Genomic DNA, 14702 nt, shown 5'->3' on the forward strand with positions numbered 1-14702 from the left:
CATTTGGATTAGTGTCGCCCTCGCCTCTTCATCACCCAAATCAATCTTCCTGTTCAGCCTCTATTTCCGCGCCTAGACTCGGCCCATTCCAAACAAGGTAGGCCGCCATGTCCGAGACGCTGCTCAGTTCCCGTAATCTGGCTTTCGAGCTGTATGAAGTCCTTGATGCCGAGGGCCTGACCCAGCGCGAGCGGTTTGCCGAGCACAATCGCGAAACCTTCGACGCAGCCCTCGGCACAGCCCGCAGCATCGCCGAGAAGTACTTCGCCCCGCACAACCGCAAGAACGATGAGAACGAGCCGCGCTACGAGAACGGCGAGGCGATTCTGATTCCGGAAGTGAAACCGGCGGTGGATGCGTTTCTCGAGGCGGGTTTTCTCAATGCAGCCCGCGGTTTCGACGCCGGCGGCATGCAACTGCCGACGCTGCTGTCACAAGCCTGTTTCGCGCATTTCCAGTCGGCCAACGCCGCCTCCACCTCCTATCCGTTCCTGACCATGGGCGCAGCGAACCTGATCGAAAGCTTCGGCAGCGAGGAGCAGAAACAACGCTTCCTGCAACCGATGATCGACGGGCGTTTCTTCGGCACCATGGCCCTGACCGAACCCCACGCAGGCTCCTCGCTGTCGGACATCCGCACCCGCGCCGAGCCGGCGCCGGACGGCACTTACCGCCTCAAAGGCAACAAGATCTTCATCTCCGGCGGCGACCATCCATTGTCGGAAAACATCGTGCACATGGTCCTGGCGAAACTGCCGGACGCGCCACCGGGGGTGAAGGGTATTTCGCTGTTCATCGTGCCCAAGTTCCTGGTCAACGACAACGGCAGCCTCGGCCCACGCAACGACGTGCTGCTGGCCGGGCTGTTCCACAAGATGGGCTGGCGCGGCACCACGTCCACGGCGCTGAACTTCGGCGACAACAACGAGTGCGTCGGCTACCTGGTGGGCAAGCCGCACCACGGCCTGAGCTACATGTTCCAGATGATGAACGAGGCGCGGATCGGCGTCGGCATGGGCGCCGTGATGCTGGGCTACGCCGGTTACCTGTATTCCCTCGAATACGCCCGTGAACGTCCACAAGGACGAGTGCCGGACAGCAAGGACCCGACCACCGCCCCGGTGGCGATCATCCAGCACGCCGATGTGCGCCGCATGCTGTTGACCCAGAAGGCCTACGTCGAAGGCTCGTTTGACCTGGGCCTGTATGCGGCGCGGTTGTTCGACGACACCACCACCCTTGAAAGCGAAGCCGAACGGCAGCGCGCCCATGAACTGCTGGATCTGCTGACGCCCATCGTCAAATCCTGGCCGTCGGAGTTCTGCCTGAAGGCCAACGAACTGGCGATCCAGATTCTCGGTGGCCACGGCTACACCCGCGAGTATCCGGTGGAGCAGTATTACCGCGACAACCGCCTGAACCCGATCCACGAAGGCACCCACGGCATCCAGTCGCTTGACCTGCTGGGCCGTAAACTGGCGCAGAACGGCGGCGCCGGGCTCAAGCAGCTGATTCGCCTGGTAGCTGACACCACCGAGCGCGCCCAGGCCCATGATTCACTGGCGCCCTTGCGCCAGCCATTGGAAGCGCTGGTGGCGCGCCTGCAGACGGCCACCCTCGGCTTGCTGACCGACCTGGCCCAGGGCAAGGTCAACAGCAGCCTCGCCAACTCGGCGCTGTACTTGAAAGTGTTTGGTCATATGGTGATTGGCTGGCGCTGGCTGGAACAGGCGATTCGCGCCGAGGAAGGACTGGCCAGGGGCAATGCTGCGGACAGCGACTTCTACAAGGGCAAACTGCAAGCGGCGCGGTATTTCCTGACGTGGGAAATCCCCGGTTGCCACCATGAACTGGCATTGCTCGAGGCACGGGACGATACCTGCCTGGAGATGCGGGATGAGTGGTTCTGATCCGTTTTTGTAGCGCGGTTCAAATCGCTATCGCGAGCAAGCTCGCTGGGTTCTGCTGTGAACGCGGACTTTGCGACCACGCCAAGCTACTGTGGGAGCGGGCTTGCTCGCGAAAGCGGTGTGTCAGCAGGCACACGTGTAACTGACACTACGCCTTCGCGAGCAAGCCCGCTCCCACAGTGATCATCGAGACGTTCAAGCCTGATGAATCGTCTTGGCAATGACATCCACCGTGGCGTTGACCTGCTCCTGGTAACGCTCGAGTTCTGCCTGATGCTGCTTCTGCATCTCGATCTGCTGCGAGCACAGGTTCATGGCGGCCAGCACCAACAGCCGATCACCGATCAGCGTCGGGTATTTGCGCTTGGTGTCGGCCAGGGCCGCCTTGAGCATCGAAGCGGCGTCCAGCAGGGCCTGTTCCTGCCCGGCCGGGGCCTTGATTGAATAGTCTTCTCCCAGGATCGAAACGACTGTCACCCCATCGGCGTGCTTCATGCGCTGACAGGGCCTGCGCTGGCACGCTCGATCAGCGCCTGGATACGCGCGGCGGTGGTGCCATGCAGTTCTTCCTGCTCCATCAGGCTCAATTGCAGGCTTTCGTTTTCATCCTTGGCCCTGGCAAGTTCCGCGCTCAGGGTTTCGTTCAGGCCGGTGAGGTGACGGTTCTGTTGCACCAGGTCATTGACCAGTTGCTCCAGTTGGCTGAGGGATGCTTCCAACATATTGATTTCCAGGCTTTTTCAGGGGGCGCGTACGATAAAGAAAAGTCACCGGCGACGCTATGGGGCATGTGCGGCGGTGCTTCGCTGGCGAGCTTTAGAGACTGCGATTCGAGGATCTGGTTCCTACCCTTCGTCGTGCCACGCCCCGGCGCTGCGACAAAAGCACGCAGTCGCTCAAGACTTCAGTCGTATGACCGATAAGTCAGGGACCACCCGTAAAAAGTCTCGCACGGACGCCCTTCTCCGGTACTTTCCATGTCTCTACGTAATATGAACATCGCGCCGCGGGCGTTCCTGGGGTTTGCCCTGATCGGCGCCCTGATGCTGGCCCTCGGGGTCTTTGCCCTGAGCCAGATGAGTAAAATCCGCGAGTCCGGCGAAAACATCGTCGAGAACAGCGTGCCCAGCATCAAGGCCCTCGACGAGTTCACACAAATCACCCTGCGCCTGCGCGTGCTGTCCTATCGCTTGCTGGTCAACCGTGAACCGGACATCCAGCAAAAGACCTACGATCTGTTCGAACAACGCAACCAGCAGATCCGCGCCGCCCAGACCGCTTATGAAAAGCTTATCAGCGCCCCGGAAGAGCGAGCCGCCTACGATCAATACGTACAACTGCTGGGCCAGTACCGTCAGCTCGAAGAGCGGATGAAAACCCTGTCGCGCAACAATCAGCTCGAGGAGCTGCGGGCACTGCTCAACACTGAACTGCTGAGCAACTCCGATGCGATCAACGCGGTCATCGGCCGACTGATGGACATCAACAATAAGCAGGCCGAGGCCCTCAACCAGGGCGCGGTGGAGCAATATTCCACGGCCTTCAACTGGGTGGTCACGCTGCTGGTCATCGCCACCGGCCTGACCCTGTTGTTCGCCTGGCTGCTGACCAACAGCATCACCCGACCGATCGGCAATGCGCTGGACGCAGCCGAGGAAATCGCCAAGGGCGACCTGACCCGGCCGATCATCGTCGATGGCAGCGATGAAGCCGGGCGCCTGCTGCGGGCGATGTCGACCATGCAGGAAAAACTGCGCGACACCTTGCAACGCATCTCCGGCTCGGCCACGCAACTGGCCTCCGCCGCCGAGGAACTCAACAGCGTTACCGACGAGAGCGCCCGTGGCCTGGTTCAGCAGAACAACGAAATCGAACAGGCGGCCACAGCGGTCAACGAGATGACCAGCGCCGTGGAAGAAGTGGCGCGCAACGCGGTCAGCACCTCCGAAGCCTCGAAAAACGCCACCACCTCCGCCGGCGATGGCCGTGACCTGGTGCAGGAAACCGTCAGCGCCATCGAACGCATGAGTACCGATGTACAAAGCACCGCCACGCTGATTGGCAATCTGGCCGACGAGTCCCGTGACATCGGCAAGGTGCTGGACGTGATCCGTGGGCTGGCCGACCAGACCAACCTGCTGGCGCTGAACGCCGCCATCGAAGCCGCCCGTGCCGGTGAAGCCGGTCGTGGATTTGCCGTGGTGGCGGACGAGGTACGCGCCCTGGCCCATCGCACCCAGCAGTCGACCAGCGAGATCGAGCGCATGATCGGCAGCATCCAGAGCGGTACCGAACAGGCCGTGGATTCGATGCGCAACAGCACCGAACGCGCCGAGTCGACCCTGAACATCGCCCGCGGCGCCGGCATGTCCCTGGACACCATCAACACCGCCATCGTCGAGATCAACGAGCGCAACCTGGTCATTGCCAGCGCCGCCGAAGAACAGGCCCAGGTAGCCCGTGAAGTGGATCGCAACCTGGTGAACATCCGCGACCTGTCGGTGCAATCGGCCACCGGCGCCAACCAGACCAGCGCTGCCAGCGCCGAACTGTCGCGCCTGGCGGTGGACCTGAACAGCATGGTGGGGCGTTTCAGCCTCTGATCTGCGTAACGGTTGATCGTCCACAGACCGTGAGCGATCAACCCGCCAGCTTTTGTGGCGAGGGAGCTTGCTCCCGCTGGACGCTCCGACGCCTCGGGCGAAGCAGCCCCAGGCCTCAAAAGCGACGACTGCTTCGCAGCCGAGCGGGAGCAAGCTCCCTCGCCACGGTATTGCTGCCGCCCTTGTAGCCCAATCCCCAACCTTTTTTGACAGCATCACATTTCAACAGGTTAGAATCGCTGGCACGCAGACTGCATGGTCAGTCTGTGCCCGCCCTTGAGTTTTTTCGGAGTACTGCCTTTGACTGCGACGACCATCAACAGCCTGTTCTTGATCGGCGCGTTGCTGGTAGGTGCGAGCATCCTGGTGAGTTCTCTTTCGTCCCGCCTGGGCATCCCGATCCTGGTGATCATCCTGGCCGTGGGCATGGTGGCCGGGGTCGACGGCGCCGGTATCCTTTTCGATAACTACGCCACGGCCTATCTGGTCGGCAACCTCGCCCTGGCCGTCATCCTGCTGGACGGCGGCTTGCGCACCCGGGTTTCCAGCTTCCGGGTGGCGTTGTGGCCGGCGCTGTCGCTGGCCACCGTCGGGGTGTTGATCACCACCGGCCTGACCGGCCTGGCGGCGGCGTGGCTGTTCAACCTCAACCTGATCCAGGGGCTGCTGATCGGCGCCATCGTCGGCTCGACCGACGCTGCGGCGGTGTTCTCGCTGCTCGGCGGCAAAGGCCTGAACGAGCGGGTCAGTGCCACCCTGGAGATCGAGTCCGGCAGTAACGACCCGATGGCAGTGTTCCTCACGGTGACCCTGATCGGCATGCTTGCCAGTGGCGAAACCGGCCTGCACTGGAGCCTGCTGGGGCACCTGGTGCGCGAGTTCGGCATCGGCGCGGTACTCGGCCTGGGCGGTGGCTGGTTGATGTTGCAACTGGTCAACCGTATCAACCTGGCCAACGGCCTGTATCCGATCCTGGTGATCAGCGGTGGCCTGGCGGTGTTCGCCCTGACCAACGCCCTGCACGGCAGCGGCTTCCTCGCGGTGTACCTGTGCGGCCTGGTGCTGGGTAACCGTCCGGTGCGCAGCCGTCACGGCATTCTGCACATGCTCGATGGCATGGCCTGGCTGGCCCAGATCGGCATGTTCCTGGTGCTGGGGCTGTTGGTTACGCCCCACGACCTGCTGCCGATCGCCCTGCCCGCCCTGGGCCTGGCGCTGTGGATGATCCTGTTTGCTCGCCCACTGTCGGTCATGGTGGGCCTGCTGCCCTTCAAGGCGTTCCATGGCCGCGAGAAGGCGTTCATTTCCTGGGTTGGCCTGCGCGGCGCGGTGCCGATCATCCTCGCGGTGTTCCCGCTGATGGCTGGCCTGCCCCACGCTCAACTCTATTTCAACCTGGCGTTCTTTATCGTGCTGGTGTCGCTGCTGGTGCAGGGCACGAGCCTGCCGTGGGTCGCCAAGTTGCTGCATGTCACCGTCCCGCCTGAGCCGCTGCCGATTTCCCGTGCCGCGCTGGAGGTGCACGTCACCAGCGAGTGGGAACTGTTCATCTATCGCCTGGGCGCGGAGAAATGGTGCATCGGCTCGCCGCTGCGGGATCTGAAAATGCCCGACGGAACGCGCATCGCGGCGCTGTTTCGCGGCCAGCAATTGCTCCATCCGTCGGGTAGTACGGTGCTGGAAGTCGATGATTTGCTGTGTGTTATCGGCCATGAGCACGACTTGCCGGCCCTTGGAAAACTCTTCAGCCAGGCGCCGCAACGAGGCCTCGACCTGCGCTTCTTCGGCGACTTCGTACTCGAAGGAGACGCCCAGCTGGCCGCGGTTGCCGCCCTGTACGGGTTGCAACTGGACGGCATCGACCCGGACATGTCCCTGGGCCGTTTCATCGCCCAGAAAGTGGGCGGTGCGCCAGTGGTCGGCGACCAGGTGGACTGGAACAACACCCTGTGGACCGTCGCGGCCATGGACGGGAACAAGATCGGCAAAGTGGGCGTCAGATTCCCCGAAGGAAGTCGCCCGGGTCCCGGCTTGTTCCTCTAAACTGCTCCCACTCTCACTTGCTCGACCGGTCTCTATGCCTACCCTGCGCTCCTTTTTTGCCATCGCCCTTCTGGGCTTGAGTCTCTCCGTCTGCCCACTGCAAGCCGCTGAACTGCCCACCAGCGCCTCGGTGCAAACCAGCCTGGACAAGATCGGTGACCGCAAGCTGCCGGAAGCCGACGAGAAAGCCTTGCAGGCCGTGTTGCAGAGCACCCTGACTCAGCTCAACAACAAGGCAGACTACGAACAGAAACTGACGGCCCTCAAGCAGCAGTTGGCCACTGCGCCGAAACAGAACATCGAGAACCAGCGCGAACTGACGCGGCTCAAGGGCACCAACGTGGTGCCGGTGGCGCAGCGCTACGCCAACCTGCCGATTCCCCAGCTCGAGCAGATGCTGACGGAACGCTCCACCCAGCAGGGCGACCTGCAAAAGGCACTGGCCGAGGCCAACAGCCTGATCATCACCGCCCAGACCCGCCCCGAACGGGCCCAGGCGGAAATCTCCAGCAGCCAGACCCGCATCCAGCAGATCAACGCCATCCTCAAGGCCGGTCGGGACGCCGGCAAAGCCATCAGCGGCGAACAGCGTGACCAGCTCAACGCTGAGCTGGCGGCGCTCAACGCGCTGATTGCGCTGCGCCGCCAGGAGCTGGCCGGCAACAGTCAATTGCAGGACCTGGGCAACGGCCAGCATGACTTGCTGATGGAAAAAATCGCCCGCATGGAGCAGGAAATCCAGGACCTGCAAAACCTGATCAACCAGAAGCGCCTGGCCCAGTCCCAGGAAACGGTGACCCAGCAATCCATCGAGGCCCAGAAGGCCGGCGGCAGCAGCTTGCTGGCGACCGAAAGCGCGACCAACCTCAAGCTGTCCGACTACCTGCTCAAGAGCACCGACCGCCTCAACGAGGTCACCCAACAGAACCTGCAGACCAAGCAATTGCTGGACAGCGTCACCCAGACCGACGCCGCCCTGGACGAGCAGATCAGCGTGCTCAAGGGCAGCCTGCTGCTCTCCAAGATTCTCTACAAGCAGCGCCAGACCCTGCCACGCCTGAAGCTGGACCAGAACCTGGCCGACCAGATCGCCGACATCCGCCTGTACCAGTTCGAGGTCAGCCAGCAGCGCGAACTGTTGAACAATCCCAGTGCCTACGTAGACAGCCTGTTGGCCTCCCAGCCCTCGGAGCAAGTCACGCCGCAACTGCGCAAGGCCCTGCTGGACCTGGCATTGACCCGCGTCGACCTGCTGGAGCGCCTGAACCGCGAATTGAGCGCGGTACTCAACGAATCCATCACCTTGCAGCTCAACCAGAAGCAACTGCTCAGCACGGCGCAAAACCTGCGCTCGACCCTCGAGGAGCAGATGTTCTGGATTCCCAGCAACAAACCGCTGGACTTCGAATGGATGCGCGGCGTGCCGGCCCGCCTGGAAAAACAGGTCGATTCACTGCCCTGGGCCTCGAGCCTCAGTGAGCTGGCCGATGGCCTGACCCAGCGGCCCCTGCTGTTCCTGCCCCTGGCGCTGCTGATCGGTGCGTTGTTGTGGCGGCGCAAGCAGCTCTATGCGCGGCTGAACAAGGTTCACCAGGACGTCGGACACTTCAAGCGCGACAGCCAGCTGCACACGCCCCAGGCGATCCTGATCAATATCCTGCTGGCGATGCCCGTCGCATTGGCGCTGGCGCTGTGCGGCTACGCCTTGCAGATCGACGCACGGGGCCAGAACGCCAACCTTGGCGCCGCGTTGTTGCAGATCGGCCAGGCCTGGCTGGTGTTCTATACCGCCTACCGCGTGCTGGCCCCGGGCGGCGTGGCCGAGTTGCACTTCCGCTGGGAGAAGCCCCAGGTTGAATTCCTCCAGGGCTGGATCCGTCGGCTCGGGCTGGTCGTGCTGGCGCTGGTTGCGGTGGTGGCCGTGGCCGAGTTGCAACCCTCGGCCCTGGCCGATGACGTGCTGGGCATGCCGGTGGTGCTGACCTGCTACGCCCTGATGGCGTGGTTGCTCAGTCGCCTGCTGCTGAGCAGCCCGACCCACCAGAACACTTCGCTGTTTCGCAAGGCCGTCGGGGTGCTGTTCACTGCGCTGCCTATCGCGCTGTTCGTGGCGGTGTGCTTTGGCTACTACTACACCGCGTTGAAGCTCAGTGACCGGCTGATCAATACGCTGTACCTGCTGATGTTCTGGCTGGTGATCGAAGCCACGTTCGTGCGCGGCCTATCGGTCGCGGCGCGGCGCCTGGCCTACCAGCGCGCCCTGGCCAAGCGCCAGGCCGCCAAGGAAGCCGGCGATGGCGAGGCGGTGGTCGAGGAACCGACCCTGGATATCGAGAAGGTCAACGAACAGTCCCTGCGCCTGATCCGCCTGGCCCTGCTGGGTGGGTTCATCGCCGCGCTGTACTGGGTCTGGTCGGACTTGATCAGCGTGTTCTCGTACCTGGACAACATCACCCTCTACGAATACACCAGCGGCACCGGCGCCAACATGAGCATGGTGCCCATCAGCATCGGCGACATGCTCGGCGCCCTGATCATCATCGGCATCACCTTCGCCCTGGCCCGCAACCTGCCGGGCCTGCTGGAAGTGTTCGTGCTGTCAAAGCTGAACCTGGCCCAGGGCAGCGCCTATGCCACCACGACGTTGTTGTCCTATGTGATCGCCGGCGTCGGCTTCGTCACCACCCTCTCCACCCTCGGCGTGAGCTGGGACAAACTGCAATGGCTGGTGGCCGCGTTGTCGGTGGGCCTGGGCTTCGGCATGCAGGAAATCTTCGCCAACTTCATCTCCGGGATCATGATCCTGTTCGAGCGCCCGGTGCGCATCGGCGATACCATCACCATCGGCAACCTGTCGGGCACGGTCAGCAAGATCCGCATCCGTGCGACCACCATCACCGACTTCGACCGCAAGGACATCATCGTCCCGAACAAAACCTTCATCACCGGGCAACTGATCAACTGGTCGCTCACCGACACTGTTACCCGGGTGACCCTGAAGCTGGGCGTGGACTACGGTTCGGACCTGGACCGGGTCCGCGAGCTGCTGCTCAAGGCGGCCCGCGACAACCCACGGGTGCTGAAGGAACCGGAACCGATCGTGTATTTCCTCAATTTCGGTGAAAGTACCCTGGACCACGAGCTGCGCATGCACGTGCGCGACCTCGGTGACCGCAACCCGGTGCTGGACGAGATCAACCGCTTCATCAACCGTGAATTCAAGAAAGAGCACATCAACATTTCGTTCCGGCAGATGGAAATCTACCTGAAGAACCTGCACGGCCAGGAATACAAGCTGGTGCCTGCCGAGCCGGACAACAAAACCCTTGCGCCCGTGCCTTCGACCGTCGCCAGCATCAAACCGGTACCAGAGCCACCGCAACAGAATCTCGACTGATCGCGGGGTGCCTCTGGGCATCGCGCCGGAGACGGCCATGAAAACGCTGGAAACCTTGACCTTCGATAACCGTTTCGCCCGCCTGGGCGACGGTTTCTCGACCCATGTGCTGCCCGAGCCCATCGACAATCCCCGGCTGGTCGTCGCCAGCCCCGCTGCCATGGCGCTGCTGGACCTGGACCCGGGCGAAGCGCAGTCGCCGCTGTTCGCCGAGCTGTTCGGCGGTCATAAGCTGTGGGCCGAAGCCGAGCCGCGGGCGATGGTCTATTCCGGGCATCAGTTCGGCCACTACAACCCGCAACTGGGTGATGGGCGCGGGCTGCTGCTGGCAGAGGTGTACAACGCGGCCGGCGAACACTGGGACCTGCACCTCAAGGGCGCCGGCCAGACGCCATTCTCGCGGATGGGCGACGGCCGGGCAGTGCTGCGCTCCTCGATCCGCGAGTTCCTGGCATCCGAAGCCCTGCATGCCCTGGGCATTCCCACCACCCGCGCCCTGTGCGTGATCGGTTCGGACACCCCGGTGTGGCGTGAAAAACAGGAGCGCGCCGCCATGGTCCTGCGCCTGGCGCCCAGCCATGTGCGCTTCGGGCATTTCGAATACTTCTACTACACCAAGAAGCCCGAGCTGCACGCGGCCATCGCCGAGCACGTGCTGAACCTGCATTTTGCCGAGTGCCGCGAGCAGCCCGAACCGTACCTGGCGATGTTCCGCGAAATCGTCGAGCGCAATGCCGAGCTGATTGCGAAATGGCAGGCCTACGGGTTCTGCCACGGCGTGATGAACACCGACAACATGTCGATCCTGGGCATCACGTTCGACTTCGGGCCGTTCGCCTTCCTCGATGACTTCGACGCCAACTTCATCTGCAACCACTCCGATGACCAGGGCCGCTACTCGTTCAGCAACCAGGTGCCCATTGGCCAGTGGAACCTCAGCGCCCTGGCCCAGGCCTTGACGCCTTTCATCAGCGTCGAGGCCCTGCGCGAAACCCTTGGCTTGTACTTGCCGCTGTACCAGGCTCATTACCTGGACCTGATGCGCCGCCGCCTCGGCCTGACCTGTGCCGAAGAAGACGACCAGAAACTGGTGGAACGCCTGCTGCAACTGATGCAGAACAGCGGCGTCGACTACAGCCTGTTCTTCCGCCGCCTGGGCGACCAGGCCCCCGCACCGGCCATCGCCACCCTGCGCGACGACTTCGTCGACCTGAACGGCTTCGACGCCTGGGGCGAGCTCTACATCGCCCGGGTCAACCGCGAAGGCGCCATCGATCAAGACCAGCGCCGAACCCGCATGCACGCGGTCAACCCCCTGTACATACTGCGCAACTACCTGGCCCAGAAAGCCATCGACGCCGCCGAGTCCGGCGACTATGAAGAAGTCCGCCGCTTGCACGCCGTGCTGAGCAACCCGTTCGAAGAACAACCGGGCATGGACGCTTACGCGCAACGTCCACCGGAGTGGGGCAAGCATCTGGAGATCAGTTGCTCCTCATAATGCTGAGGCGCCACGAAAGGCAGGTCGGCATCAACCTGAATGATAGCGACGCTCATGCCCTAAATGAATGTTTCGACAGACACCCCGAAACGCTCCGCCAGCCAGCGAACCTGCCTCAAGTTGAGCTGACGTTTACCACTCAAAACTTCCGATACAACTGACTGTGCACCCACACCTGGCAATTCGCTCTGACTCATGCCGTGCTCGCGCATCAAGTAACGAAGCGCCTCGACGCCTGTCGCCTTTGGCATCGGCCGGTGCTGATGGTCCCAGGCCTCGATCCATTCTCCAATGATGTCCACCAGGCTCATCAACGGATGCGCCTCGTCTTCACCCACCAACTCCAATAGCTCATCAAGAGCACCGGCCAGCCGGTCGTAATCTTCTTCATTCCTGGGTTTACGCAACAACGGCGACACAAACTCCCAATGGGCGGCGACTTGTTCGATCAGTGCACTCATCGCTTTTCCTCCTTCCACTTGCCACGGTCGTATTCCTTATGATCCAGCACGCATTTGATGTACAAGCGTTGAGCCCGATAGTGAACTACGGCGACCAGCCGCAATTTGTTGCCACCAATGTCGAACACGTGCAGCGGACCCACTTTATCGGCGGCAGGGAAAATCGCTTTCATCGTCGCGAAATCTGTAGGCTTGTTGCGCTTGATAAGTCGATACCACTGATCCAACGCCGCCGCTGACTGCGGCCATTTTTCCTTGGCCTCCCAGATGCGTTTCTCGGTGATGACATGCATGCAATATCCTTATCGCATTTTGCTATGGGGGAGTTAAGCATGGATCAGGCATATCGCAAAATGCGATAGCCTCGAATCAGACAGACGGGTGCCTGAAGACCTTTTTCAGCCTAGCTGTTCCAAACTTCAGGCTCCGCTTCAAGATGTCAGTAGATATGAGCTTCGTTCTTACCCCACCTTATCGTTGCCCTGCTCCGGCGTTTCGATCCCTGTCTCCGTTTCGGCGTCCGCCTGCTCGTCGGTCGATTCGGCCGGCGATTTCTTCTTGGGGTAACCGGGTAGGCCACGGGTGTCTTCAGGGGTCAGCTCATCCCGGTCATGGCGCTCATCGGTGGCATAGGACGGGGCGGCGTTCGGGTCTTCGTCGCGACCGGCAGTGCCGAGCACGAAGCCGTCGTCGTTGGGGCTGTTCAGGGTGGTGGAGAGGGTTGGGTCTTGAGGATTGCTCATGGGGCCTCCGGAATATGAACAGGTGCGTTGTATTTTTGAGGGCCTGGCGCGCCTTGCGTGCGGTGGACCTGATGAATGGCACCGTGAGAAGACTTGGAGAAAATCTCTGTGGGAGCCTATTCGCTCCCACATTGGGGCCTGCGGTGGCCCGTACTTTCATGCCCGGCGCAAATCCTGTGGGAGCGGGCTTGCTCGCGAAGAGGTCAGGACATTCAACCTCTTTGCTGGCTGTTACACCGCCTTCGCGAGCAAGCCCACTCCCACAGGGGGATGCGCCGGGCTTGCTGATTTCACCCTAAGCCATATCGCTATGGCTGAATTCCTCAGCCAAAAAGTCGATCAATGTGCGCACCGACGGCAGCAACCCGCGCCGGGAGGCGAAGATCGCGTGGACGATCCCGCATTTCGGCGTCCAGCCCGGCACCAATTCAACCAGGCGTCCAGCGGCCAGGTCCTCGCGCACCACTACGGTGGGCAGGTGGGCGACGCCGATACCCGCCAGCACCGCATGCCGCAGGGCCAGCAAGTCGTCGGTGACCATGCGCGGTTCATGGCGGATCAACGCACGGGCGCCCTCCGGACCGAACAGTTCCCACTGGTATTCGCGTTGCGCCGAGCCCCAATGCACGCTGGGCAAACCGTTGAGGTCCGCCGGTGAGGCAGGTGACGACAAATGCTCCAGATAAGCCGGGGTGCCCACCAGGCATTGGGTGCTGTTACTCAGCACTTTCATGACCATGTCGGTGTTTTCCAGCGGCGGGAAGCGCACCCGCAAGGCGATATCGAACCCCTCATGGATCAAGTCGACCCTACGGTTGGTGCTCTCGATGAACAGCTCCACCCGCGGGTACTTGAGCATGTAGCGGGTCAGCATCGGCCCGACCCAGCTATTGAGCAATGCCGTCGGGCAACTGATACGCACCAGGCCCTGGGGTTCGGAACGGTTGCGTTCGATCACCTCGGCCGCACTCTCGGCCTCGACCCGCATCGCCAGACAGCGCTGGTAATAGGCCTGGCCGATCTCAGTCAACGTGCAAAGGCGGCTGGTGCGATGGATCAAGCGCACCCCGAGCCGCTCTTCCAACTGGGCGATACGCCGGCTGAGCTTGGATTTAGGCATGTCCAGCGCACGCCCGGCAGCGGCGAAGCCGCCGTGCTCGACTACCTGAGTGAAATAGTAAAGCGTGTTGAGGTCTTCGATGATCGTTCTCCAAATAGAACGCTAAGGCTGATTTTCGCACTCTAGCGCATCAAAGGTGTCAGTTTTAATCTATGTCCATCGCTTAGGAACACAGACCGAAGCCAAAAGCTTCAGTCGGATCGACACCCGATTTAACGCTGTACCGAGTTCAAAACCTTAACCCCGCCGAATCGATCGGCACCCAGACTTTATGAGGATTACGCCATGACTACTTCCTACAACCGCCTGGACAAAGACAACGCCGCCGTTCTGCTGGTAGACCACCAGGCCGGCTTGCTGTCCCTGGTACGCGACATCGATCCGGACCGTTTCAAGAACAACGTACTGGCCCTGGCTGACCTGGCGAAATACTTCCAACTGCCGACCATCCTCACCACCAGCTTCGAAACCGGCCCCAACGGCCCGCTGATGCCCGAGCTCAAGACCCTGTTCCCGGACGCGCCGTACATCGCCCGCCCTGGCCAGATCAACGCCTGGGACAACGAAGATTTCGTCAAGGCCATCAAGGCCACCGGCAAGAAGCAACTGATCATTGCCGGCGTTGTGACTGAAGTCTGCGTGGCCTTCCCGGCACTGTCGGCCCTGGCCGAAGGTTTCGAGGTGTTCGTGGTCACCGATGCCTCTGGCACGTTCAATGAACTGACCCGTGACTCGGCCTGGGACCGCATGTCCACCGCTGGCGCCCAACTGATGACTTGGTTCGGCCTGGCCTGTGAGCTGCACCGCGACTGGCGCAACGACGTGGAGGGCCTCGCGACCCTGTTCTCCAACCACATCCCGGACTACCGCAACCTGATGACCAGCTACAACACGCTGACCAGCGCAAAATAAACAGCACTCTAT

General features: G+C 61.9%; 12 protein-coding genes. 6 read left to right on the plus strand and 6 right to left on the minus strand.

The window, feature by feature from the left end:
• Positions 1-107 precede the first annotated feature (107 nt).
• Positions 108-1910, plus strand: a complete 1803-nt coding sequence (locus tag RGM2987_RS16990) for an acyl-CoA dehydrogenase (protein ID WP_245143400.1) — start codon at positions 108-110, stop codon at positions 1908-1910.
• Positions 1911-2105: 195 nt separating this feature from the next.
• Here RGM2987_RS16990 and RGM2987_RS16995 read toward each other — a convergent pair whose 3' ends face one another.
• Complete coding sequence (locus RGM2987_RS16995; protein WP_245143402.1) at positions 2106-2405, minus strand: cell division protein ZapA; 300 nt, start codon at positions 2403-2405, stop codon at positions 2106-2108.
• On the minus strand, positions 2402-2632 hold the full coding sequence (locus RGM2987_RS17000; RefSeq protein WP_245143405.1) for a hypothetical protein: 231 nt from the start codon (positions 2630-2632) through the stop codon (positions 2402-2404). The genes RGM2987_RS16995 and RGM2987_RS17000 overlap by 4 nt, the downstream gene beginning before the upstream one ends.
• A 255-nt stretch (positions 2633-2887) precedes the next feature.
• Between RGM2987_RS17000 and RGM2987_RS17005 the strand changes: the two genes are divergently transcribed.
• From RGM2987_RS17005 to selO, 4 genes are all read left to right on the plus strand, one after another.
• Positions 2888-4513 (plus strand): methyl-accepting chemotaxis protein, encoded by a 1626-nt coding sequence (locus RGM2987_RS17005; protein ID WP_245143407.1) that lies wholly within the window; start codon positions 2888-2890, stop codon positions 4511-4513.
• 300 nt (positions 4514-4813) lie between these two features.
• The gene (locus tag RGM2987_RS17010) at positions 4814-6556 is read left to right on the plus strand and encodes a potassium/proton antiporter (protein WP_245143408.1); all 1743 of its coding nucleotides are present in this window, start codon (positions 4814-4816) and stop codon (positions 6554-6556) included.
• Between the two features lie 34 nt (positions 6557-6590).
• Positions 6591-9953, plus strand: coding sequence for a mechanosensitive channel MscK (gene mscK / locus RGM2987_RS17015; RefSeq protein WP_245143411.1), 3363 nt, complete (start codon positions 6591-6593; stop codon positions 9951-9953).
• A 37-nt stretch (positions 9954-9990) separates the two neighbouring features.
• Positions 9991-11454 (plus strand): protein adenylyltransferase SelO, encoded by a 1464-nt coding sequence (selO, locus tag RGM2987_RS17020; RefSeq protein WP_245143412.1) that lies wholly within the window; start codon positions 9991-9993, stop codon positions 11452-11454.
• 59 nt (positions 11455-11513) lie between these two features.
• Here the strand turns inward: selO and RGM2987_RS17025 are convergent, their stop codons facing one another.
• The 4 genes from RGM2987_RS17025 to RGM2987_RS17040 all read right to left on the minus strand — a co-directional run bounded on the left by RGM2987_RS17025 (position 11514) and on the right by RGM2987_RS17040 (position 13859).
• Complete coding sequence (locus RGM2987_RS17025; RefSeq protein ID WP_245143414.1) at positions 11514-11915, minus strand: transcriptional regulator; 402 nt, start codon at positions 11913-11915, stop codon at positions 11514-11516.
• Positions 11912-12208, minus strand: a complete 297-nt coding sequence (locus tag RGM2987_RS17030) for a type II toxin-antitoxin system HigB family toxin (RefSeq protein ID WP_245143417.1) — start codon at positions 12206-12208, stop codon at positions 11912-11914. The genes RGM2987_RS17025 and RGM2987_RS17030 overlap by 4 nt, the downstream gene beginning before the upstream one ends.
• A gap of 168 nt (positions 12209-12376) precedes the next feature.
• Positions 12377-12658: a hypothetical protein gene (locus tag RGM2987_RS17035; RefSeq protein WP_245143419.1), complete on the minus strand. Its 282-nt coding sequence runs from the start codon at positions 12656-12658 to the stop codon at positions 12377-12379.
• Between the two features lie 295 nt (positions 12659-12953).
• The gene (locus RGM2987_RS17040) at positions 12954-13859 is read right to left on the minus strand and encodes a LysR family transcriptional regulator (protein ID WP_245143551.1); all 906 of its coding nucleotides are present in this window, start codon (positions 13857-13859) and stop codon (positions 12954-12956) included.
• 204 nt (positions 13860-14063) lie between these two features.
• Between RGM2987_RS17040 and ycaC the strand changes: the two genes are divergently transcribed.
• Positions 14064-14690, plus strand: coding sequence for an isochorismate family cysteine hydrolase YcaC (gene ycaC / locus RGM2987_RS17045; RefSeq protein WP_245143422.1), 627 nt, complete (start codon positions 14064-14066; stop codon positions 14688-14690).
• Positions 14691-14702 lie beyond the last annotated feature (12 nt).

It is taken from the genome of Pseudomonas sp. RGM2987 (assembly GCF_022952855.1).
Taxonomy (GTDB): domain Bacteria; phylum Pseudomonadota; class Gammaproteobacteria; order Pseudomonadales; family Pseudomonadaceae; genus Aquipseudomonas.